The 22,353-nt window shown below is 70.2% G+C and carries 20 protein-coding genes and 1 riboswitch; of the genes, 9 read left to right on the plus strand and 11 right to left on the minus strand.

Annotation, left to right across the window (positions count from 1 at the left end; all coding sequences use genetic code 11):
- Positions 1-49 precede the first annotated feature (49 nt).
- Positions 50-1,099 carry a helix-turn-helix domain-containing protein gene (locus Raf01_RS42245; RefSeq protein ID WP_203923758.1) on the plus strand — a complete coding sequence of 350 codons (1,050 nt, stop codon included), beginning with the start codon at positions 50-52 and terminating at the stop codon, positions 1,097-1,099.
- 119 nt (positions 1,100-1,218) lie between these two features.
- Here Raf01_RS42245 and Raf01_RS42250 read toward each other — a convergent pair whose 3' ends face one another.
- The gene (locus tag Raf01_RS42250; RefSeq protein ID WP_203923759.1) at positions 1,219-1,683 is read right to left on the minus strand and encodes a DUF6232 family protein; all 465 of its coding nucleotides are present in this window, start codon (positions 1,681-1,683) and stop codon (positions 1,219-1,221) included.
- Between the two features lie 544 nt (positions 1,684-2,227).
- Positions 2,228-2,385, plus strand: a riboswitch (cyclic di-AMP (ydaO/yuaA leader).
- A gap of 39 nt (positions 2,386-2,424) precedes the next feature.
- Between Raf01_RS42250 and Raf01_RS42255 the strand changes: the two genes are divergently transcribed.
- Positions 2,425-3,387: a C40 family peptidase gene (locus Raf01_RS42255; RefSeq protein ID WP_239134401.1), complete on the plus strand. Its 963-nt coding sequence runs from the start codon at positions 2,425-2,427 to the stop codon at positions 3,385-3,387.
- A 119-nt stretch (positions 3,388-3,506) separates the two neighbouring features.
- On the opposite strand, the gene Raf01_RS42260 is transcribed toward Raf01_RS42255, so the two are convergent.
- Genes Raf01_RS42260 through Raf01_RS42275 form a run of 4 tightly spaced genes read right to left on the minus strand, consistent with a single transcriptional unit; the run spans position 3,507 to position 6,537 of the window.
- Positions 3,507-4,544 carry an ABC transporter ATP-binding protein gene (locus Raf01_RS42260; RefSeq protein ID WP_203923760.1) on the minus strand — a complete coding sequence of 346 codons (1,038 nt, stop codon included), beginning with the start codon at positions 4,542-4,544 and terminating at the stop codon, positions 3,507-3,509.
- On the minus strand, positions 4,541-5,317 hold the full coding sequence (locus Raf01_RS42265) for an ABC transporter permease (RefSeq protein WP_203923761.1): 777 nt from the start codon (positions 5,315-5,317) through the stop codon (positions 4,541-4,543). Before Raf01_RS42265 ends, Raf01_RS42260 begins: the two co-directional genes overlap by 4 nt.
- The gene (gene modA, locus Raf01_RS42270; protein WP_203923762.1) at positions 5,314-6,111 is read right to left on the minus strand and encodes a molybdate ABC transporter substrate-binding protein; all 798 of its coding nucleotides are present in this window, start codon (positions 6,109-6,111) and stop codon (positions 5,314-5,316) included. Before modA ends, Raf01_RS42265 begins: the two co-directional genes overlap by 4 nt.
- Before the next feature lie 9 nt (positions 6,112-6,120).
- Entirely contained in the window at positions 6,121-6,537 is a 417-nt protein-coding gene (locus Raf01_RS42275) for a TOBE domain-containing protein (protein WP_203923763.1), read from the minus strand.
- A 115-nt stretch (positions 6,538-6,652) separates the two neighbouring features.
- Between Raf01_RS42275 and Raf01_RS42280 the strand changes: the two genes are divergently transcribed.
- Together Raf01_RS42280 and Raf01_RS42285 are read left to right on the plus strand one after the other, a co-directional pair.
- Positions 6,653-7,450, plus strand: coding sequence for a methyltransferase domain-containing protein (locus Raf01_RS42280; RefSeq protein WP_203923764.1), 798 nt, complete (start codon positions 6,653-6,655; stop codon positions 7,448-7,450).
- 145 nt (positions 7,451-7,595) lie between these two features.
- Positions 7,596-8,009: a DUF1003 domain-containing protein gene (locus Raf01_RS42285; protein WP_203923765.1), complete on the plus strand. Its 414-nt coding sequence runs from the start codon at positions 7,596-7,598 to the stop codon at positions 8,007-8,009.
- Positions 8,010-8,127: 118 nt separating this feature from the next.
- Here the strand turns inward: Raf01_RS42285 and Raf01_RS42290 are convergent, their stop codons facing one another.
- The 3 genes from Raf01_RS42290 to Raf01_RS42300 form a co-directional block, all read right to left on the minus strand.
- Positions 8,128-9,075: a sigma-70 family RNA polymerase sigma factor gene (locus tag Raf01_RS42290; protein WP_239134402.1), complete on the minus strand. Its 948-nt coding sequence runs from the start codon at positions 9,073-9,075 to the stop codon at positions 8,128-8,130.
- 393 nt (positions 9,076-9,468) lie between these two features.
- Entirely contained in the window at positions 9,469-10,470 is a 1,002-nt protein-coding gene (locus Raf01_RS42295; RefSeq protein ID WP_203923767.1) for an NAD-dependent epimerase/dehydratase family protein, read from the minus strand.
- Between the two features lie 78 nt (positions 10,471-10,548).
- The gene (locus Raf01_RS42300; protein WP_239134407.1) at positions 10,549-11,553 is read right to left on the minus strand and encodes a LacI family DNA-binding transcriptional regulator; all 1,005 of its coding nucleotides are present in this window, start codon (positions 11,551-11,553) and stop codon (positions 10,549-10,551) included.
- A gap of 546 nt (positions 11,554-12,099) precedes the next feature.
- Here Raf01_RS42300 and Raf01_RS42305 point away from each other — a divergent pair.
- The 3 genes from Raf01_RS42305 to Raf01_RS42315 are packed head-to-tail and all read left to right on the plus strand — an operon-like array spanning position 12,100 to position 15,433.
- Complete coding sequence (locus Raf01_RS42305; protein WP_239134403.1) at positions 12,100-13,365, plus strand: PP2C family protein-serine/threonine phosphatase; 1,266 nt, start codon at positions 12,100-12,102, stop codon at positions 13,363-13,365.
- Positions 13,362-14,987 (plus strand): sensor histidine kinase, encoded by a 1,626-nt coding sequence (locus Raf01_RS42310; RefSeq protein WP_203923769.1) that lies wholly within the window; start codon positions 13,362-13,364, stop codon positions 14,985-14,987. Before Raf01_RS42305 ends, Raf01_RS42310 begins: the two co-directional genes overlap by 4 nt.
- A complete protein-coding gene (locus Raf01_RS42315; protein ID WP_203923770.1) occupies positions 14,984-15,433 on the plus strand; it encodes a response regulator in 450 nt (149 codons plus the stop codon). Before Raf01_RS42310 ends, Raf01_RS42315 begins: the two co-directional genes overlap by 4 nt.
- Before the next feature lie 82 nt (positions 15,434-15,515).
- Here the strand turns inward: Raf01_RS42315 and rocD are convergent, their stop codons facing one another.
- On the minus strand, positions 15,516-16,751 hold the full coding sequence (rocD, locus tag Raf01_RS42320; protein ID WP_203923771.1) for an ornithine--oxo-acid transaminase: 1,236 nt from the start codon (positions 16,749-16,751) through the stop codon (positions 15,516-15,518).
- Positions 16,748-17,542, minus strand: a complete 795-nt coding sequence (gene ddaH, locus Raf01_RS42325; protein ID WP_239134404.1) for a dimethylargininase — start codon at positions 17,540-17,542, stop codon at positions 16,748-16,750. Before ddaH ends, rocD begins: the two co-directional genes overlap by 4 nt.
- 320 nt (positions 17,543-17,862) lie before the next feature.
- On the opposite strand from ddaH, the gene Raf01_RS42330 reads away from it, so the two are divergent.
- Complete coding sequence (locus Raf01_RS42330; RefSeq protein ID WP_239134405.1) at positions 17,863-19,266, plus strand: carbohydrate-binding protein; 1,404 nt, start codon at positions 17,863-17,865, stop codon at positions 19,264-19,266.
- A gap of 113 nt (positions 19,267-19,379) precedes the next feature.
- Here Raf01_RS42330 and Raf01_RS42335 read toward each other — a convergent pair whose 3' ends face one another.
- Complete coding sequence (locus Raf01_RS42335; RefSeq protein WP_203923772.1) at positions 19,380-20,825, minus strand: glycoside hydrolase family 18 protein; 1,446 nt, start codon at positions 20,823-20,825, stop codon at positions 19,380-19,382.
- Between the two features lie 258 nt (positions 20,826-21,083).
- On the opposite strand from Raf01_RS42335, the gene Raf01_RS42340 reads away from it, so the two are divergent.
- Positions 21,084-22,097 carry a lactonase family protein gene (locus Raf01_RS42340; RefSeq protein WP_203923773.1) on the plus strand — a complete coding sequence of 338 codons (1,014 nt, stop codon included), beginning with the start codon at positions 21,084-21,086 and terminating at the stop codon, positions 22,095-22,097.
- Positions 22,098-22,353 lie beyond the last annotated feature (256 nt).

Here is a 22,353-nt window from a genome sequence, read left to right on the forward strand (position 1 = left end):
CGATGCGGGAGCTGGGCGGCCAGGCCCGGCGGGGCCGAGGGAGGATCGGGTGGAGCGATCCCAGACTCCGTCCGGCGAGAACTCCGGTCACCGGCGACGGCTACGCTCCGCGCTGCGCCAGTTGCGTGCCGACGCACGCATGACGCAGGAGCGGGTCGCGGCCGAGATGGACTGGTCGCTGTCCAAGGTGATCCGGATCGAGACCGGCGCGGTCACCGTCTCCGTCAACGACGTGCGGGGGCTGTTGCGACTGTACGGCGTCGACTCCGGCGAACGCGGCTCCGAGCTGGTCGAACTCGCCCGGCTGGCCCGGCTCAAACCCTGGTGGTACGCCTACCGCGAGCACTTCGCCGCCGGCTTCCAGTCGTACCTCGACCTGGAGGCGGGAGCGTCGGCGTTGAAGCTTCACCAGGTCGGCTGCGTACCCGGGCTGCTGCAGACGGAACGGTACGCCCGGGCGGTCAACCGGGCCACCGCGCCGGAGCCGGTACCCGACGACCGTCTCGACCTGGAGATCGATGTGCGGATGCGGCGCCAGCGCGGCGTCTTCGGGCAGGACAGGCCGCCGGCGATCGTGGCGCTGCTCGACGAGGGCTGCCTGTGGCGCACCTGTGGCGACCGGGCGGCGCTGCGGGGCCAGCTCGGGTACCTGGAGCAGATCGCGACGCGCCCCAACGTGACCCTTCACGTCGTGCCGTTCAGCGCGCCGGTGTCCGCGGCCGTCTTCGGCACCTTCACCCTGCTGGAGTTCCGGTTTCCCAACGGCGGCAGTGGTCGCGGCAATGGCTCCGGCAACGGCTCCGCCAATCGCGATGGCTCCGGCAACGGCTCCGCCAATCACGACGACTCCGGCAATGGCAACGGCAAGCACGATGGCTATCCCGGCATTCCCGATGGCAATGGCGGCGGCGGCGCCGACCGCGAGAGCGAGAGCGAGGGGCCCGCGCTCTATGTCGAGGGATTCTCCAGCGTGCAGAGCATGCGCTCGCAGCATCCGGTCATCGCCGCGTACGCCCGGCTCTTCGACCGGGTCCGCTCGGCGGCACTGGGCGAACGGGAGTCACTGGCGCTGATCGGCCGCGTCGCGCGCCAGCTGTGAGGCGCCCGGGCCCGGGGCCGCCGGGGATCGTGGGACAGCCAGCACCGCGGGTCAGCCAGGGCCGCGAGCCAGCCGGCACCGCGGGCCAGCCGGCACCGCGAGCCAGCCAGGGCCGCGGGTCAGCCGGGGAGCCGCAGGTCGAACTCCCGTTCGTGCGCGCGCAGCAGGGCGCGGCTGATCTGTCCGAAACGCCGCGCGTCCTCGACCCACAGCAGCTGTACGGTCATCCCCTGGTACCGCGCCCACAGCTCGTACGCGCGGTGCCGGCGCAGCAGGCCGTACAGCATCAGGCTCACCGGGATCGCCAGCACCACCAACGCGCCGAGCCAGCCGTACGCGTCGAGGTACCTGGCCGTGATGGTGATGCCGACCGCGATCGTGCCGGAGGCGATGCCGGCGTCCACGGTCAGCGGATCGTGCGGGGAGCGCACCATCCGGATGTCGGTCAGCGCCGCGATCGGGTACCGGAAGCCGGAGACCACCAGCCACCGGTCGGTCACGGTGATCCCGCCTTCGTCGTAGAAGACTGTCTCGGTGGCACGTTTTCGGTCTGGTACGCCTGCGCCACTCTGGGTAGTCTCCATGGAAATGTCTCCCTCCGGCTCATGAGACGGGCGATGGAGTGAGGTGTCAGCGGCATCCGGTGGCAGCCGGGTGCCGCTTCTTTTCCCGGCAACCGCGCTCCCGACGATCGCGTTTCCCGACGATCGCGCTCCGGGCGACCGCCGCACTTGCGGCCGGGAGTCACGATCGGTAGGTGGCGGGCACCAGGTAGTGACCGTCTTCATTGTGCGACAGCCACCTGGACAAGGGAAGCGTGGATATCTGCCATATGTCAGATCGACTGCATCCATTCAGCGATCTGCCCACGCCGGAAGGCTCCGAGCGAGCCTCGACAGGGTTACGTTTGAGCAGCTAGAGGCGCGTGTGGCGAGCACCGCCGCCAAGTCCCCGCGTGACGTTGGAAAGAATCAGATGAATACCGTTCACGCGTATCCGACATAGGGAAGATTTCTCTTGTTACACCAAATTTGTCGCAGATCCCACTCACTGGCTTTCGGGGGCGGCATCTTCCCGCTAGCTTGAAGACGCTAACCGGAAGTCCAGTCGCCCATCCGAGGGCGATACCGGGCGGCACCGCCGAGTCGCACCACCTGCCCCCATCACGGCAGGCGCGAGCCGGGGAACCAGGTTCGTTGGGGTGAATCCGCGAGAGCCTTTCGCGGTAGGGCCATTCTTCCGGCCCGAATCCGTCAGCTAACCCGGTAGGCGGCGACGGAGACCGACGCGTTGATGCGTCTCCGTCGAGGAAGAAGGGGTAGCTCTTGCGCACCGCGCGAAGCATGCTGCGGACCCTGCTCGTCGGGGTTGCCGTGGTCGGCATCGTGGCACCGGCGTCCATCGCCAACGCCGAGCCGACCGCCGCACAGATCCAGCAGCAGATCAATCAGTCGTCGACGGCTCTGGAAAAGGTCGTCGAGCAGTATGACAAGGTCACCGGGCAGCTGACCGTCACTCAGGCCGCGGAAGCCAAGCTGCAGCAGCAGTTGCAACCGCTGCAGGCAAACCTGGATGCCGCCGCGGCAAACGTCGACAAGCTCGCGGTCGCCGCCTACATGGGCGGTCCGGCCACCCGGGCCGGCGCGCTGCTCCAGGCGGGCTCGCCACAGGCGTTCATCGACCAGCTCAACTCCCTCGACCAGATCGGCCGGCGTCAGCAGGCGGAGATCAGCGCATACCAGACCGCCAAGGCCAAGTACAACGGCCAGAAGCAGCTGCTGGACAGCAACCTCGCCGCGCAGCACACGCAACAGAGCGCGCTGGGAGCGCAGCGGGCGAAGATCAACGCCGACCTGAAGAACCTCTACGCCATGCGCACCAAGGCGTACGGGACCGCGACCGAGACCGCGCACAAGTCCACCGTCACGGCACCGTACGTGCCCGGCAAGGCGGGCGTCGCGGTCAAGTTCGCCTACGGCGCGATCGGCACGCCCTACGTGTGGGCCGGCGCCAGCTCCAGCGGGTACGACTGCTCCGGGCTGACGATGGCCGCGTGGAAGGCGGCCGGGGTGAGCCTGCCGCACAACGCCGCCGATCAGTGGGGCGTAGTCAGCCACATCAGCCGAAGCCAGCTACAGCCTGGCGACCTCGTGTTCTACCTGAATCTCGGACACGTGGCCATCTACGTCGGCAACAACCAGGTCATCCACGCTCCCCAGGCCGGCGAGGACGTCAAACTGGCGAGCGTGGACATGATGACTCCATACGGGTTCGGACGTCCGCACTAGGAATCGTTGCCGGGCTGGTTCGACCCCCCACCTTCACCGGCCCGCGACGTTAGTGTCCGCGCCCACGTTGCCGTCCGCGCCCCCGACCTCCCCACGGGGGCGCGGACGGCCACCCGTTGTCAGACCTGCGCCGGGTAGGCGTGCGTTTCCGTCGCCTTGACCGCCGCCCATACCGGCTGGCCGGCGAGCAGTTCCAATTCCGCGACCGCCGCGGGGGTCACGTCCGCCACCACCGGCGGCGCCCCGGACAACTCGACCCGCACCCGGTCGCCCTGCCGCTCCACGCCCATCACGGTCCCCCGCCAGACGTTGCGCGGGCTGCCCTCGGGTCGCTGGGCGTAGAGCGCGACCGCCGACGGCGGGAACGCCACGAACACCTCACCGGTCACCGGGGCGTCGACCGACAGCCGGCCGCCCGCGGCCAACTCCACGACGCCGTCGGCGGCGCGGCCCCGGTACAGGTTCAGGCCGACCAGCCGGGCCACGTAGTCGGTACGCGGCCGGCGGGTTATCTCGGCGGGGGTACCCTCCTGGACGATCGCGCCCCGCTCCAGCACCACGATCCGGTCGGCCAGCACCATCGCGTCCAGCGCGTCGTGCGTCACGAGTACCGTGGCCGCCTCGAAGCCGGCCAGGTGCTGCCGGAGCCGGGCGCGGATCTCCAGGCGGGTACCGGCGTCCAGCGCGGCGAGCGGCTCGTCCAGCAGCAGCAGCCGGGGGTGTACCGCCAGCGCCCGGGCCAGCGCCACGCGCTGTGCCTGACCGCCGGACAGCGACCGGGGCTTGACGTCGGCGTACTCCGCCAACCCGGTGCGCTCCAGCCACTCCATCGCCTCCCGGCGCGCGGCGGCCCGGCCGGTACCCCGGCAGCGCGGCCCGAACGCCACGTTGTCGACCACCGACAGGTGCGGAAACAGCAGGTAGTCCTGGAACACCACCCCGACGCGCCGGCGCTCGGGCGGCACCCGGTCGAGCACCTCGCCGTCGAGCACGACCGAGCCCCGGTTCTGCGTCAGGCCGGCCAGAGCGCGCAGCGCGGTGGTTTTGCCGGCGCCGTTGGGCCCGAGCAGTGCCACCACCTCGCCGTCGGCGACCTCCAGCGCGGCGTCCAGCCGGAACCGTGGCCGTTCCACCACCACCCGGGCGCGGAGACTCACGCCATCCCGCCCTCTCCGATCCAGCGACCGCGCAGGCCGACCAGTACCGCCACCGAGACCAGGAGCAGCACCAGGCTCAAGAGGATCGCCGCGTCCGGATCCGACTCCAGCGCGAGGTAGACGGCCAGCGGCATGGTCTGGGTGCGGCCCGGGAAGTTCCCGGCGAAGGTGATGGTCGCCCCGAACTCGCCCAGCGCCCGGGCCCAGCACAGCACCGCACCGGCCACCACTCCCGGGCCGACCATGGGCAGCGTGATGCGCCGGAACACGGTCCACCGGCTCGCGCCCAGAGTCACCGCGGCCTCCTCGTACCGCAGATCGGCCGCGAGCAACGCACCCTCGACCGCCACCACGAGAAACGGCATGGCCACGAACGCCTCGGCCACCACCACACCCGCGGTGGTGAACGGCAGCGACAGGCCCCACCACGACCCGACCAGCCCACGCCGCCCGAACACCAGCAGCAGGGCCACCCCGCCCACCACCGGCGGCAGCACGAGCGGGATCGTCACCAGGGCGCGGACCAGCCGGCGACCCGGGAACCGCACGCGGGCCAGCAGCCACGCCAGCGGTACCCCCAACACCAGCGACAGCACGGTGGCGAGGGTCGCGGTGACCAGCGACAGTCGCAGCGCGTTCAGCGAGTCCGGCGCGGCGAGCAGCCTGGGGACGCTGGTCCACGGGGTGCGGACCAGCAATCCGACCAGCGGCAGCACCAGGAACAGCAGGCCCAGTACGGCCGGCACCAGCAGAGCCGGCGGGATCCGCCTCATGGTGCCTGGAAGCCGACCTGAACCATCGCGTCCCGTGCCGGTGCGGACAGGATGAAGGCGACGAACGCCTTGGCTCCGTCCGGGTTCGGCGCGTCCTTGAGCGCCGCTATCGGATAGTCGTTGATGGCCTTGGCCGACTCCGGGAACTCCACGCCCTCGACCTTGCCGCTGGCGGACTTGGCGTCGGTGCGGTACACCAGCGCGGCGTCGACCTCGCCAAGCTCCACTTTGGACAATGCCGACTTGACGTCCTGCTCCAGGGTGACCGGCTTCAGGTTGACACCGGCCGCACTCAGCGCGGTCTTCGCCGCCGCGCCGCACGGTACGGCGGCCGCGCACAGCGCCACCTTGACGCCCGGCTTGATCAGATCGGCGAGTCCGGCGATGTGTTTCGGGTTGCCCGGCCCGACCGCGATGACCAGTTGGTTGCGCACGAACACGGTCGGCGACTCGCTGGCCATTCCGGCAGAGGTCACCGTCTTCATGGTGGCCGGGGACGCCGCGGCGAACACGTCCGCGGGTGCGCCGTTGACGATCTGCTGGGCGAGGGTCGAACTGCCGCCGTACGAGAAGGTGACCTTCACGCCGTGGTGCGCGGCCTCGAACTGCTTGCCGAGCTGGTCGAACACCTCGGTCAGCGAGGACGCGGCCAGAACGGTCACGGTGCCGGTGAGCGAATCCGCGGAACCGGACGCGACCGGCTCGTTGGCGGGTTTGTCTGAGCCACCGCAGCCGGCCAACCCGAGCATGGCAACGACGGCGACTACGGCAAGGATGCGCTGCTTGCTCCCCATCGGGCGCTCCTATCCACGGGCGGGCATCGACCCCCGCGGCAATTCGACGATGACGTTGGTGGACTTGATGACGGCCTCGGCGACCGAGCCCACGTCCAGGCCCAGCTCGTCGACCGCCTCACGGCTCATCAGGGAGACCAGCCGGTGCGGACCGGCCTGGATCTCGACCTGAGCCATGACGCTGTCCTTGGTGACCGAGGTGACCAGACCCCGGAACCGGTTGCGGGCGGAGGACGCGGCGCGGCCCTCCGTCGCTGTTTCCTCGCCCACACGCCGGACATAGCCGGCCAGGTCCACGCCGTCGACCAGCCGGTGGCCGTGCTCGTCCCGGTGTGCGTTCAGCCGGCCGGAGTCCGCCCAGCGCCGGACGGTGTCCGCGCTGACGCCGAGCAACTCGGCCGCCTCGGTGATTCGAAAATGCGCCACGAGCGCAAGATAGCTATATGCACATGCGCCTGTACAGAGGCGAACCGGCTCGCATCTGCCAACCGTGCGGACTCGCTCCTGCCAACCGTGCGGATCGGGCTGAAATGATGGACGCATGATTTCGCCGACCTGGGATCCCACCCTGTATCTCCGTTTCGCGGACGAGCGCGCCCGCCCCTTCGCCGACCTGGTGAGCCGCATCGCGGTACCGGCGCCAGCCCGCGTGGTGGACCTCGGCTGCGGGCCCGGCAACGTCACCGCGACCCTGCTCGACCGCTGGAGCCAGGCGCGGGTACTGGGCGTCGACTCGTCGCCGGAGATGATCGAGGAGGCCGCCGCGCTGGCCCGGCCGGGGTTGGAGTTCGTCCAAGGGGAGATCGAGACCTGGGCGCCCGGGGAGCCGGTCGACGTGATCGTGTCGAATGCCGCCCTGCAGTGGGTACCGTCGCACCTCGAGCTGCTGCCCCGGTGGGTCGCGGCGCTGGCGCCGGGCGGCGCGCTGGCGCTCCAGATGCCGACGAACGCGGGCGGGGGCGCGGCGCGGGTCTTCCGTACCGTGGCCACCGGCCCCCGGTTCGCCGACCGGCTGACCGCGGTCGCCGAGTCCGGCCGGCCCTCGGCTTCCGGCGGCATCGTGCGCCCCGCCGCCGAGTACGTCGACGTCCTGGCCCGGCTGGGCTGCCGGGTCGATGCCTGGGACACCACGTACCAGCACGTGCTGCCCGGGGACGATCCGGTACTGGCCTGGTACGAGGGCACCGGACTGCGCCCGTACCTGGAGGCTCTGGAACCCGAGCGGCGGGAGGAGTTCCGTGCCGAGGTGGCGGCCGGACTGCGTACCGCGTTCCCCCGCCGGCCGTACGGCACGGTCCTGCCGTTCACCCGCACATTCGTGATCGCGTACCGGATCTAGGTCCTATCGCGATCCAGGGGACCTACCGCGCCGCCGGATCGTGCCATCGTTGGTGACCATGACGACTCCCACCGCGATGACTCCCAAAGGCCACGACCCGAAACGTGGCTGGCACGACCATCCCGGGGTCCGTAGCAAGCGCCAGTTGAGCCTCGGCGAGCGCGCGGCGGACCGAATGCGCAACGGCATGGGCTCCTGGTTCTTCGTCTTCGCCGCGCTGGCCTTCCTGGCCGCGTGGATGGGCGTCAACCGGAACACCGGCTTCGACAAGTACCCGTTCATCCTGCTCAACCTCGTGCTGAGCTGCCTGGCCGCGCTCCAGGGTGCGATCCTGCTGATCGCCGCCAAGCGCAGCGACCAGATCGCGTCGGAGCTGGCCCACCACGACTACGAAACGGACCGGAAGGCTGAACGGCTCATCGAGCATCTGAGCGAACACTTCACCCAGATGGCCCAGCAGCACGAGGAGCTGCGCCGTCAGGTGGCGGAGTTGACCGCCGCGCTGAAGGCTACCTCGCAAATCGACCAAACGCCGACACAGCGCCCAGCCACCCCATAGTCGGCGGGGACGACCAACGGCCGCGCACGCGACAACGACGGCCGCGCACCACAACGGCCCGGGACACGACACGAGCCGGCACCCCGTGCGGGACGCCGGCTCGTGGTACGCCGTGAACTTATGCGGCCTGAAGACCCTCGGCCCGGGCCAGCTCGCGCAGCCGGCCGAGCGCCTGGATCTCCAGCTGGCGGATCCGCTCGCGGGACAGCGAGAACCGCGAGGCGACCTCGGTCAGCGAGTGCTCGCGACCGTCCTCGAGCCCGTACCGGGCCCGCATGATGCCCGCCGAACGGTCGTCGAGGTGGCCCAGCAGGCCCTCGATGCGCTGGCGCTCCAGGGCACCGAGCACGATCTCCTCCGGCGACGGCGAATCGGAATCCGCGACCAGATCGCCCAGATTGGTGTCGCCGTCGTCGCCCACCGGCGTGTCCAACGACACAGTGTCCTGGGACCAGCGCTTCAGCTCGTGAACCCGCTCGACCGGCACGCCGAGCGCGGTCGCGATCTGCTCCGGCTCGGGGTCGCTGCCCAGCTCACGGGTCAGCTGACGCTGGACGTTGCGCATCCGGTTGACGTCCTCGACCAGGTGCACCGGGAGTCGTACGGTCCGCTCCTGCTGCGCGATGGCCCGGCTGATCGCCTGGCGGATCCACCACGTCGCGTACGTCGAGAACTTGTACCCGCGCTCGTAGTCGAACTTCTCCACCGCCCGGACCAGGCCGGTGTTGCCCTCCTGGATCAGGTCGAGCATCGGCATCCCGGACCGGACATACCGCCGGGCGATCGACACCACGAGGCGCAGGTTGGCCCGGATGAACCGGTCCTTGGCGCGCTCGCCGTCGGTGACCAGCTGCATCAACTCGGACTTGCGGACGTCCTCACGGAGCGTGCCCTCGTCGAGCAGGTGCTCCGCGTACAGCCCCGCCTCGATCGCCTTGGAAAGATCAACTTCCTGTGCGGCGTCGAGCAGCGGAGTCCTGGAAATCTCGTGCAGGTAGACACCGACCAGGTCGCGCTCTTCGGCGACCTCGTCCGTGCGCAGCACGGCTACGTTCTCGTTCTCCACTTTCGGGGCCCTCCCCGTCTCTCGCATTGTTCCCCCCCGGACTTGCCACAACCACAACAGACGGCGTACCCCATTGATTCCGCCCTGGGCGACCATCTCGCCACGTTTCCGTGACGACCGGTCGGTCGCGTGCTAATTACTAAGACGCATTCCCACCGGCTCAGGTTCGCATGAGTAGCTGTGGATTGCCTGGGAGAGACCAGGGTGCCGACTGGTAGGGGCGGCGCCCTCCATCGACGATTTCTGTTGCGGTAAACGGACGACGGCCGCCGATGATGCCCCGAATCCATCGATAGTGAGCCGTAACACACCCCGACGAGAGCGCGTCGCGGGGGTGTGCCACGGGGTGGCGTCGCGGGGTGGCGTCGTGCGGGGGCCAGTCGCGAGATCGGGTCAGGAACGCGCGTGCCAGGAAGCCAGGACCACCGCCTCGTCGTCCGGCGTCAGGCCGCTGGACAACTGCGGCTCGCCGGATCCGGTGTACCAGGACAGCGTGTCGCGGGCCGTCTCGGCGAGATCGCGGGGCGCCAGGCCGGCGGCGAGCGCGGGGCTGGCGTCCCTGGTCAGGAAGCCGGCGTACTCGGGCAGCGGCAGCCACAGCGGCAACGAGCGCTCGCCGGCCCACGGGTTCACCCCGTGCTCGGCCAGGAACTCCTGACCGACCCAGGTGAGCTGGGGGTCCGGTCGGCCGACGGCGGCGGAGATCCGGGTCAGGAACTCGCCGCGGGGCATCGGCGCGCCGATCCCGTCGTACACCCCGGAAAGCCCGTTCGCCGTGCCGTCGACCAGCCAAACGGACAGGTCCCGTACGTCGACGAACTGCACCAGTTCGTCCGGGGCACCGGGGGCCAGCACCTCGCCGCCCCGGGCCAGCCGCACCGGCCAGTACGTGAACCGGTCGGTCGGGTCGCCCGGCCCCACGATCAGGCCGGCCCGCCGGATGAACACCGGCACCCCGCTGCCCAGTACGGCCTGCTCGCAGGCGACCTTGCACCGCCCGTACACCTCGGCGCTGACCGTCGGGTCGTCCATCTCCGGGGGCGCCGGTTCCAGCAGCCGCCCCGTGGTGGCCCGCTGACCCGGGATCGACGTCTCGGCGTACGCCGACCCGCTGGACACGTACGTCCAGTGCCCCACCCGACCGCGCAGCGCCTCGACCGCGCGCCGCACCCGGCTGGGCTTGCTGGCAATGTCGATCACGGAGTCGAACGTCAGCCCGTCCAGCGCGGCGAGGCCGTCCGGATCGTCACGGTCGACGCGCACCAGCGTCGCTCCGGGTGGTACGTCGCCGGTGACGCCGCGGGCGGCGCAGGTCACCCGGTGACCGGCAGCTACGGCGTGAGCGGCCACCACGCGGCCCAGGAACCCGGTGCCGCCGAGAACGAGAAGCTTCATCACGCGAGCGTGGCCCGGGCACCCGGGGATGACCAGCCGGATTCGCTGTCAGCGAAGTGGTTGCGCCGACGGCGGAATTCAGGCCGACTCGCGTACCACCATCTCGGTCGGCAGCACCACGAACGGCTCGATGTCCTCGCCCCCGGCCAACCGCAGCAGTTGCCGGGCCAGTTCCCGCCCCAGGTCGACGATCGGCTGGCGGACGGTGGTCAGCGGCGGCTCGGTGTACCGGGCCAGCTCGATGTCGTCGAAGCCGATCACCGCCACGTCGTCGGGAACCCGCCTGCCGGCGACGCGCAACGCGCCCAGGGCGCCATGCGCCATCAGGTCGGACGCGACGAACACCGCGTCCAGCTGGGGATCGTCTTCCAGCAGTTGGCGCATGGCCATCGCACCGGACTCCCGGGTGAAGTCGCCGACCGCCACGATCGAGCGCCGGGCCGAGCCGCGCAGCTCCGTCCGGTACCCGGCGAGCCGGTCGATGCCGGCGACCATGTCCTGCGGGCCGGCGATCGTGGCGATCCGCTGCCGCCCCGCGTCGACCAGGTGTCGTACCGCGGCCGCGGCACCGCCGACCGAGTCGACGTCCACGTACGGCACGGTCGAGCGCCCGAGCGGCCGGCCGTTGCAGACCACCGGCACGCCCATCCGGGTCAGCGTCGCGGGCAACGGGTCGGCGCCGTGCACCGAGGCCACCATCACGCCGTCCACGTGGCCGGCCATCGCGTACTGCTCGATCCGGTCATGGCTCGCGGCCGAGCTGGCCATCATCAGCACGAGTTGCTTCTCGGCGACTTCCAGCTCCTGGCTGACACCGCGGATGATGCCGGGGAAGAACTGGTCGTCGGAGAACACCCGGGTGGACGGCTCGGGCAGCACCAGAGCGATCGAGTTGGTGCGCTGGGTGACCAGGCTGCGCGCGGCGTGGTTGGGCACATAGCCCAGTTCCTGCACGGCACGCAGCACGCTGTCCCGGATGTCCGGTGCGACGGTGGTCGACCCGTTGACCACCCGCGAGACGGTGGCGCGGGACACGCCAGCACGCAGAGCGACCTTCTCCAGTGTGGGTCGCGCCCGCCCGATGCTCACGCCGCCCTGCCTTCTCCGCCGCTGTGTCGCGGTCCACGCTATCGGGCATCGCCGGTCCACCGCGCGCCCGCGCCTCCCGGCCCGGCCGCGAGAGCGCTCTCCAGCTTTGCAAAGCTTTCCGCTGGGCGCCGGTTCCGTCAAGAGTCGTCCCGGAATTTCTCCCTCTCCGGCGCGGCTGCCGGGGCCGGGAGGCGACGCCGGAGCCACCGTGGAGAGCGCTCTCATCCGTGGCCGGGCAAACCGAACCGTGGTGCCGAGCGAGTCCATAATGGACATACTCTGCGTAGCACACATAGCCGGCAACAACCATCGACTGATGTATCGAGATGGTCCCCCAGGCTGCGTGGATCGGCCATCCTGCGAGAGGATCTGAACCATGCGGGCCTACGACAATTCTTTGGGGGTGCTCGCCTCCGCCACAGCCCAGCTCCGGCTGCGCTCCCCCGGGGAGCCCTCGGGCGGAACACTCGCCTCCGCCACAGCCCAGCTCCTGCCGGTGGCTCCGAGGGAGGCGGCGCGAAGAGGGCGGAGCGTGCTCTCGTGAACGCGCCCGATATCGCGCCCATGTCGGCGACGCGGAACACGACGGGCATCTGGCCACGGACCGCCTTCGGTCCCGACGTACCGGCCAGGCGATCCGCGCCGCCCCGGGAGCGGCTGCGCGTACTGCTCATCGAGGACGACGCGGGCGACGCGTTCCTCGTCAGCGAACTGCTCGCCGAGGCCGACGCACCGGTGGATCTGCGAACGGCGACGAGCATGGCCGACGCGGCCCCCCACCTGTCCGAAGTGGACTGCGTGCTGCTCGACCTCGACCTGCCCGACGCGAGCGGACTCGACGGGTTGCGCCAACTGCTGGCCAGCACCACCGGTGTCGCGGTGTGCGTGCTGACCGGTCTGGCCGACGAACCGCTGGGCATCGCGGCCGTCGCCGAGGGGGCGCAGGACTATCTGATCAAGGGCCGGGTGGACGGCGTACTGCTGGCCCGCGCCGTCCGGTACGCGGTCGAGCGGCGTCGCGCCGAGGACAGCGCGCGGCGGCTGCGCGAGGCGGAGCTGCGGGCCGCGGAGGCGTCCCGGCTGGAACGCGGCCTACTGCCCCAGCCGCTGATCGCCACGGCTGCCGTGTCGCTGCACACGTTCTACCGACCGGGCCGCAAGGGCGTGCTGGGCGGCGACTTCTACGACGCGATCGAGACCGGACCGGGCCAGTTGTCCCTGCTCGTCGGCGATGTCTCCGGGCACGGCGTGGAGGAGGCCGCGCTCGGCGTCGAGCTGCGTGCGGCCTGGCGGGCGCTCACCCTGGCCGGAGTCGCGGGCGAGCAGCAGTTGGCCGCGCTGGACCGGGTACTGATCAGCGCACGCCGGTCGGAGGAGATCTTCGCGACGGTGGCCGCGGTCGAGGTGGACCTGACGGGTACCGGCCGGGCCACGGTACGGCTGTGTGGGCACCCGGCACCGCTGCTCATCACCGACGATCGAGTCGCCCCGGTGGACGCGGAGCCCCGGCTGATGCTCGGTGTGCTACCCGGCGTGCCGCGTCCGGCGCACGGGGTCGAGTTGCCGGAACGGAACTGGGCGGTGCTGATCTACACGGACGGGTTGATCGAGGGCCGCGTGCCGGATGACCCGGACGGCCGGCTCGGCATCGACGGCCTCACCGAGCTGGTCCACGCGTACCGCCGCCGGGGTGGCCCGCTGGACGGACTGCCCGACTGGCTGGTCGGCCAGGCCGAGGAACGCAACGGTGGCCCGCTGGCCGATGATGTCGCCATGCTCCTGTTGACGAAGGGGTCCGGTCGATGAGTTCCACCGCCCGATGGTCACTGCGCACCCGGGTCACCGCGCTGTGCGCCACCGCCGCCATCGTGCTGGCGCTGATCGCGGCCAGCGCGGCGGTCGCGGCCGTGAACAGCCGCAGCGAGCTGAACGACGTGTTCAACCGCATCGGCCCGATGCGTACCAACACCGACCAGTTGGTCACCACGATGCTCAACGAGGAGACCGGGGTACGCGGGTACGCGGTCAACGGCACCGACGCCGACCTCGCCCCGTACACCGACGGGCTCAAGCAGGAGCAGCAGATCATCGCGCAGCTGACCACCGAGCTGTCCACCCGTCCGTCGATCGCGGCCGAACTGCGCGACGTGCAGGCGAAGATCGACGCCTGGCACGCGGCGGTCGCCGACCCGGTGATCACCCGGGTACGGTCCGGTGACCGGCCGGGCGCCCTGACGTTGATCGACACCCACGCCCGGGATCTGTTCAACGGGGTACGCGCGTCGCTGACCAGGCTCCAGAACTCGATCGTCTCGCTTCGTGACGCCTCGGTCGACCGGCTCACCAAGAGCAGCAACGAGATCGTCCGGCTGCTGATCGCGGCCGCGGTGGTGGTCCTGCTGGCCGGGGTGCTGCTTGCCTTCCTGCTGCGCTACCTGGTCACCCGGCCGGTCGCCGACCTGGCGGGGGAGGTGCGCCGGATCGCGGCGGGTGACTACAACCACACGGTGGACACCGGCGGGCCACCCGAGCTGGCCGCGCTCGGCCGGGACGTGGACGGCATGCGCCGGCAGATCGTCGCCGACCTGGACGAGGTACGCGCCGCGCGGGGGGCCATCGAGGAAGCCAACCGCCAGTTGGAGGCGCAGACCGCCGAGCTGACCCGGTCCAACCGTGACCTGGAGCAATTCGCCTACGTCGCCTCGCACGACCTGCAGGAGCCGCTGCGCAAGGTGGCCAGCTTCTGCCAACTGCTTCAGCGGCGCTACGCCGGCCAGCTCGACGAGCGCGCGGACCAGTACATCGGGTTCGCGGTGGACGGCGCGCAGCGCATGCAGCGACTGATCAACGACCTGCTCGCGTTCTCCCGGATCGGCCGGATCACCAGCGAGTTCACCGACGTCGACCTGAACGCGGTGGTCGCCGAGAGCGCCGCGCAGACCGAGGCCGCGGTCACCCGGGCTGGCGGCTCGATCACCTGGGACCCGCTTCCGGTGGTACGCGGCGAGGAGTCGCTGCTCACCGCGCTCATCGGCAACCTGGTCAACAACTCGGTGAAGTTCCGCCAGCCGGACGTCGCCCCTCGGGTGCACCTGTCCGCTCACCGTCGCGGCGACGAGTGGGAGATCGAGTGCCGGGACAACGGCATCGGCATCGAGGCGGAGTTCGCCGACAAGGTGTTCGTGATCTTCCAGCGGCTGCACGTCAAGGGCGCGTATCCGGGTACCGGGATCGGGCTCGCCATCGCCAAGAAGATCGTCGAGTACCACGGCGGGCAGATCTGGCTGGACACCTCGGTCGAGGAGGGTACGACCATCCGGTTTACGCTTCCGATCGAGAACCCGGCCGACGCCGGGGCGGTCAGCCCGGTCAGCCCGGCGCAGGCGCCGATCACCAGCCCCGACCCCACCAAGGAGACCGTTTCATGACCCACCCCTTAGTGGAGTCGCTGCCGATCGAGGTGCTGCTGGTCGAGGACGACCCCGGCGATGTCTTGATGACCCGGGAGGCGTTCGAGGAGCACAAGGTCAGCAATCGGCTGCGGGTGGTCTCCGACGGCGCGGAGGCGCTGGCGTACCTGCGCCGGGAGGCGCCGTACGAAAACGCTGCCCGGCCCGACCTGATCCTGCTCGACCTGAACCTGCCCAAGCGCGACGGACGCGAGGTGCTCTCCGAGATCAAGGCGGACGATGAGCTGTGCCGGATCCCGGTGGTCGTGCTCACCACGTCACAGGCTGACGAGGACATCCTACGCAGCTACCAACTGCACGCGAACGCGTACGTGACCAAGCCGGTCGACTTCGACCGGTTCGTCGCGGTGGTCCGGCAGATCGACGAGTTCTTCATCAGCGTGGTGAAGCTGCCGCCGCGCTGAGCGACGGCAGCCCACCCGCGCCCCGTCCCGCCACGCCGGAGCGGCGGTCGGGGACGGCCTTCTCAGCCGCCGGCCACGACCCTCAGCCGGCGACGACCTCGCTGATCTGGTCGACCGCCCAGTGCACCTCATCCGCGGTGACCACCAGCGGCGGCGCCAGCCGGATCGTCGAACCGTGCGTGTCCTTGACCAGCAGGCCGCGCGCCATCAGCCGCTCGCTGGCCTCCCGGCCGGTCATCAGCGCCGGGTCGATGTCCACGCCGGCCCACAGGCCCCGGCCGCGGACCGCGACGACCCCGTGCCCGATCAGCGTGCCGAGCCGCTCGTGCAGCTGCGCGCCGAGCCGGCGGGCCCGCTCCTGGTACTCGCCGGTGCGCAGTAGCGCGATCACGGCGCGACCGACCGCGCAGGCCAGCGGATTGCCGCCGAACGTCGACCCGTGCTCGCCGGGCCGCAGTACGCCGAGCACGTCGCGCCGGCCAACCACGGCGGAGACCGGTACCACGCCGCCGCCCAGCGCCTTGCCCAGCACGTACAGGTCCGGCACCACGCCCTCGTGCTGCACCGCGAACGTGTCCCCGGTCCGGCCGAGCCCGGACTGGATCTCGTCGGCCAGGAACAACGCGTTGCGTGAGGTGCACAGGGAACGGACGCCAGCCAGGTAGCCCTCCGGCGGCACGATCACCCCGGCCTCGCCCTGGACCGGCTCGATGAGCACCGCGACCGTGGTGTCGTCGATCGCCTCGGCCATCGCGTCCAGGTCGCCGTACGGGACGATCCGGAACCCGGGCGTGTACGGGCCGAATCCGGCCCGGGCATCGGGATCGGTGGAGAAGCTGACGATCGTGGTGGTACGGCCGTGGAAGTTGTCGGCCGCGACGACGATGGTGGCCTGCCCGTCGGGTACCCCCTTGACCCGGTACCCCCACGCCCGGGCGACCTTGATCGCCGTCTCCACCGCCTCCGCGCCGGTGTTCATCGGCAGCACCATCTCGGACCCGCACAGCTCCGCCAGCTCGCGGCAGAACGGCCCGAACTGATCGTGTAGGAACGCCCGGCTGGTCAGCGTGACGTGGTCGAGCTGCCCCCGGGCGGCCGCGATGAGCAGCGGGTGCCGGTGGCCGAAGTTCAGCGCGGAGTACGCGGCCAGACAGTCCAGGTACCGCTTGCCGTCGACGTCGGTGACCCAGGCGCCCTCGGCGTCGGCGATCACGACCGGCAGCGGGTGGTAGTTGTGCGCCGTCCACTGCTCGGCCTCGGCGACCGCCGCCGCGCTCCGGTGGTTGTCGACTATCTGGTTGTCCACTACCGAAGTCATCCCCGTACCTCCAACGTGCAGCACTTCGGGCCGCCACCAGCCTTGAGCAGTTCGGACATATCCACTCCGATCGGCCGGTACTCGCGCCGGGTGAGCTCATCGATGAGTCCAACGGCCTGGACCGGCAGGACGACGCGCTCGCCGTCACTCACCGCGTTCAGGCCGAGAACCTCCGCGTCCGCCCCGGTGGCCCGGATGGCGTCCGGAAACAGCCGGCGCAACACCTCGCGGCTGCCCTGCGAGAACGCTTCGGGCAGGTACGCCACGCCGGCCGGGCCACCGAGCACGCACAGCGCGGTGTCCAGGTGGTAGAAGCGCGGGTCGACCAGGTTCAGGCTGATCACCGGGCGGCCGAACAACTCCTGCGCCTGCCCGTGCGCGCCCGGCTCGGTACGGAAGCCGGTGCCGGCGAGCACATGATCGCCGGCGAGCAGGAGATCGCCCTCGCCCTCGTTCACGAACTTGGCCTCATGGGTCTCGAAGCCGTGCCGGGCGAACCAGGCCAGGTACGCCGGGCCTTCGGCGGCCCGCTCCGGGTACCGGAACTGGGCACCCAGCACGACCCCGTCGATCACCGTCGCCCCGTTGGCCGCGAAGACCATGTCCGGCAGCCCGGGCAGCGGGTCGATCTCGTCGACCGTGTGGCCGAGGCGGCGGTACGTGTCGGCCAGGTCGGTCCACTGCCGGATGGCGAGGTCCACGTCGACGGGGGCAGTCGGGTCCATCCACGGGTTGATCGCGTAGTCCACGGCGAAATGCGTGGGTCGGCACATCAGATAACGCCGGCTCATGGTCTTCAACCTAAGCGCCGCCCCGCGAAGCAACCACGTCATGAGCTTGCGTGCCGGCGGCGATCCGTTGCGCCTTCCCGTCATCTGGTGGCGGTTTGTTAACCGTAGGCCTGTTGCCCGCCCGCTTGTTGCCTTGCCCGCCTGTTGCCCGGGCGCTTGTTGGCCGCCGGCTTGTCGGCCACGCTCCTTGGCCGCCGGCTTTTGCCGGGTCCTCCGCCCGAGCGGTCGGAGATCGGTGGTTGCCGATGCTTGCCAGGCATCGACGTCCCTGATATACATCACTAACAATTAACTTTGTTAACTGTACCCTGGGAGGATCTGTGCGACGAGCCAGAATCATCACCACCGTCGCAGCGGCCGGGGCCATGGCGGGCGCGGCGATCCTGAGCGTGACCGTTGGCGGTACCGCCAACGCGGCCACCCTGAGCAGCAACTGGTACGGCTCGGCGCCGTACGTGATGCCGCTGGACAACAACCCACCCGACCTGCCCACGGTGATGGCGGCCACCGGCCAGAAGGCGTTCGAACTGGCCTTCGTCCTCGCCCCCAACGGCGGCGGGTGCACCCCGACCTGGGGCGGCACGGCGGCGGTCTCCTCCGACACCACAGTCGCGAACATCATCAACGGAGTCCGCTCGCACGACGGCGACGTCTCGGTCTCCATCGGCGGGTACGGCGGCACCAAGCTCGGCCAGACCTGCGGTACGGCGGCGGCGACGGCGGCCGCGTACCAGCAGGTCATCACGAAGTACTCGCTGAAGGCCATCGACTTCGACCTGGAGGAACCCGAGTACGAGAACACCGCCGCCATCAACAACGAGGTCGGCGCGGCCCAGATCCTCCAGCGCAACAACTCCGGCCTGTACGTGTCCATCACCACGGCGGGCACCGCGGCCGGCACCGGATACTTCGGCCAGAACGTGCTGAACACCGCCAAGGCGCTGGGCTTCACGCCGAACAACTACTCGATCATGCCGTTCGACGGCGGGTTCAACGGCGCCGCGTCGCAGACCAGTGCGCTGGAGGCGTTCCACACGCTCCTGATGAACACGTTCGGGTGGAGCAGCGCGACCGCGTACAACCACGAGGGCGTCTCGATGATGAACGGGCGCTCGGATGCCGGCGAGTACTTCTACCAGGCCGACTTCCAGACCGTACTGACCTATGCGACCGGGCACGGGCTGTCCCGGTACACCTTCTGGGCGGTCAACCGCGACCGGGCCTGCAACCCGCCGAGCGGCAGCACATCCGGCGTGTGCAGCAGCGTGACCCAGAACGACTGGGACTTCACCAAGTACACGGCGCGGTTCGCCGGAGCCACTCCCCCGCAGTCTCCGCCGCCCACCACCGGCGGCCCGACCACTCCCCCCGGCTCGTGCAGCGCACCGGTCTGGAGTGCGGGCACCGCGTACAACGGCGGAGCGGTCGTGTCCTACAACGGCCACACCTGGACCGCGAAGTGGTGGACCCAGGGCGACATCCCCGGCAACAACAGCCAGGGCGTCTGGACCGACAACGGCGCCTGCACCGGCGGCGGAGGACCCACCACCCCACCAGCCGGCGGCTCCTGCACCGGCCTGACCGCCTGGAACTCCTCCACCGCCTACACCGGCGGAGCCGTCGTCTCCTACAACGGCCACAAATGGACCGCCAAGTGGTGGACCCAAGGCGACATCCCCGGCAACAACAGCCAAGGCGTCTGGACCGACAACGGCGCCTGCTGACACCGGAACGCGCATCGGGCCGGGCGCGGGACGCCCGGCCCGATGCGGTCTTGCTCGCGCGGTCTTGCTTGCTTGCGCCGTCTCGCTCGTGGCGGTCTCGCTCGTGCGTTTTTCTAATGGAGCACCGGGGTGAGTGCCGAGATCAGCGCGTGCGAGTCCGAGTCCTGGCTGAGTTCCCAGGCCATCGCGCCGCGCAGGCCGAGCGTCTTGATCAGGAGCGTGCGCTCCGCGACGGACTGCGGGTCGGAGTAGACGATAGTGGTCGGCACGGTCACCGACCCGCTCGCCAACTCGTGGCCCGCGGTCTTGTTGGTCAGGTACGGCTCGCCGGCGAACCAGTCCCAGTTGCGGGCGTACCCGTTCTTGCCGACGATGTTCGCCACATCCACCAGGTCGTGGTAGGTCGGCTGGGGCATCTGGTCCGGCTGGAGGCTGTTCGGGTCCAGCCCGGTGTTGTCGAACGGCTGGTAGAGCCCGTTGCTGCGGATGTACTGGTTGCCGTAGAACGGGACGCCGACGACGATCTTGTCGCGTGGAACGCCGTTGGCCAGGTACCACGCGACGGTACCGGTGGTGTTCCAGGTCCAGTCGCCGGCATTGGGATCGCGCGGATCCCCGGTGAACAGCGTGTCCAGCCCGGACACGGTGCCGCCCGGCACGTTGTAGTCGTACGTCATGACGTTCGCCCAGTCGAGCGACTTCACGTACTGGCTCAGCTCGTAGTACTGGGTGGAACTCTTCGCCGCCGGCATGGCCGCCGTCAGCAGGTAGTGCGTGTGGTTCTTGGTACCGAGCTGGTCGAGCTGCCGGCGGAACTCGGCGGCCAGCAGGGTCGCGTTGTGCCGATCCTCCGGGCCGACGTTGACGTTGCCCCCGGCGACCGAGGTCGGGTACTCCCAGTCCAGGTCGATCCCGTCGAACAGGCCGGCGGCGGCACCCGGCCCGCCGGCGCTGGCCGGCCAGCCCCCGCCGGGAAGGTCACCGTCGATGAACGTGTCGAGGCAGGCGGAGACGAACGCCTGGCGCAGCGCCGCGGTCTTGGACACGGTCGAGAAGTACGTGGACTTGGTCCAGCCGCCGAGCGAGATCTCGATCTTCAGCCCGGGGTGCTCCGCCTTGAGCTTGCGGAGCTGGTTGAAGCTGCCGTACAGGTGCTGGTCGGGATCGGCCGAGTCGTCCGCCACTCCGTCGACCGCGATGTCTGCCGTGTAGGGCTGCTGGTAGTCGGCCCACGGATCGAGGATGCCGCAGCCGGGGGTACCGGTCGCCGGATCGTACGTGGGCACGCCGAAGGCGTACTGGATGACATTGATCTTGTCGGCCGGGATGTCCTTCGCGTAGTAGGCGCGGCCGTACACGTCCCAGTCGGCGAAGTAGGCGGAGACCACTTTCTGGGGCGCCGCTTTCTGAGGCGCTGCTTTCTGAGGCGCCGCGCCGGTGCCGCCGCCGTTCGCCGACGCGGCGCTGGCCGGCGCGGCAGCCGCGAGCCCGGCGCCGAGCAGCAGTGCGGTGGCGAGCGCGAGCCGGCGTCTTGGAGGCCGTCCCTGCTTCGGGTACATACACACTCCTCTCTGAAGCTGACGCGCTCACACTCGCCCGGCCCGAGTTATCTGTCAATAGTCCTAACTATTTAGCCGGGGAGGGCCGCTCAGCCCTACCGCCTCCGGCGCTCGGCAGTCCCGCCTCCGGCACTGAGCCGTACCGCCTCCGGCGCTGAGCAGTATCCGCCCTGGCGCTGGCGGTGACCGTCCCCACCAGCCGGGGCGGTGATCGGGGGCCGCCAAGCGGGGCGGCGCTCGGCGTGAGATCGTGGCTAGGTGACGGATCTGGTGTACGTCGGTTCCTACGGCTCGGGCATCTCCATCTACGGACGGGAGGACGAGCGGCTGACCCTGATCGACCGGTTCGACACGCCCGACCCGTCGTTCCTGGTCGCGGACACCGGGCGTGGCGCGCTGTTCGCCTGCAACGAACTGACCGCGAACACGGTCAGCTCGTTCGCCATCGGGCAGGACGGCCGGCTGAGCCACATCAACAGCCAGCCCACCGGCGGCACCCTCCCCTGTCACGTACTGCTGCACCCGGCCGGATACCTGATGACCGCCAACTACGGCAGCGGGAGCGTGTCGGTGCACCCGGTGCTGCCCGACGGCACGCTGGCCGAGCGCGTGGACCTGGTCGAGCACCACGGCCGCGGAGCCGACCCGGAGCGGCAGGCCGGACCGCACGCGCACGAGGTCAAGGTGGTCAGCGGCGAGGTGGTCGTGGTCGACCTCGGGCTCGACCGGCTCATCGGGTACCGGCTCGACGCGGGTACCGGTCAGCTGGCTCGGGCGGTCGACCCGTTCGCGCGCAGCCGCCCCGGCGCCGGCCCCCGGCACGCGGTCGCCCACCCGTCCGGCCGCTGGTACGTGGCCAACGAGCTGGACTCCACGATCTCGATCTTCGAGCCCGACTTCGAGCTGCGCGAGCTGCACCTGATCGACACGGTGCCGGCGACGCTGACCGAGCCCGCGGAGGCCAACTCCCCGGCCGGCATCGCGCTGTCCGCCGACAGCAAGCACCTCTACCTGTCCAACCGCGGTGCGGACACGATCACGACGTTCGGCATCGACGATGCCGGCGCGCTGCACGGCCTCGACGAGGTGGCCTGCGGAGGTGCCTGGCCGAGGCACTTCGCCATCGTTGACGACGTGCTGCTGGTGGCCAACGAGCGGTCGGACTCGGTGACCGGGTTCCGGCTGGACCCGGCGACGGGCGTACCGCAGCCCCTCGGCGTACTGGTCGAGACGGGCAAGCCGACCTGCGTGCTGCCGCTGTCCCTGTCCTGAGCCGGCCTCCGCGCCCGTTGTCGGCCCCCGGGCAGCCCTCGCCGCTGCTTGACAAACCCCGCAGCGCCCGCGACACCGGGGCGTTTGGCTGACCTCGACACCGGTCTGGACACGACGGCGCGCCTTGCTGCGGAAGGACTTTGGAGTTATCCACAGCTCCGCTTGTGCGGGTCGAAAGCGTCGTACGTCGTCGGTAGCGTCGGGTTCGTGGATAGACCGTGGGCTGCGGTGCGGGGCGCGTTGACGGAGTGCGCGC

It is taken from the genome of Rugosimonospora africana, assembly GCF_016862975.1.
GTDB lineage: Bacteria > Actinomycetota > Actinomycetes > Mycobacteriales > Micromonosporaceae > Rugosimonospora > Rugosimonospora africana.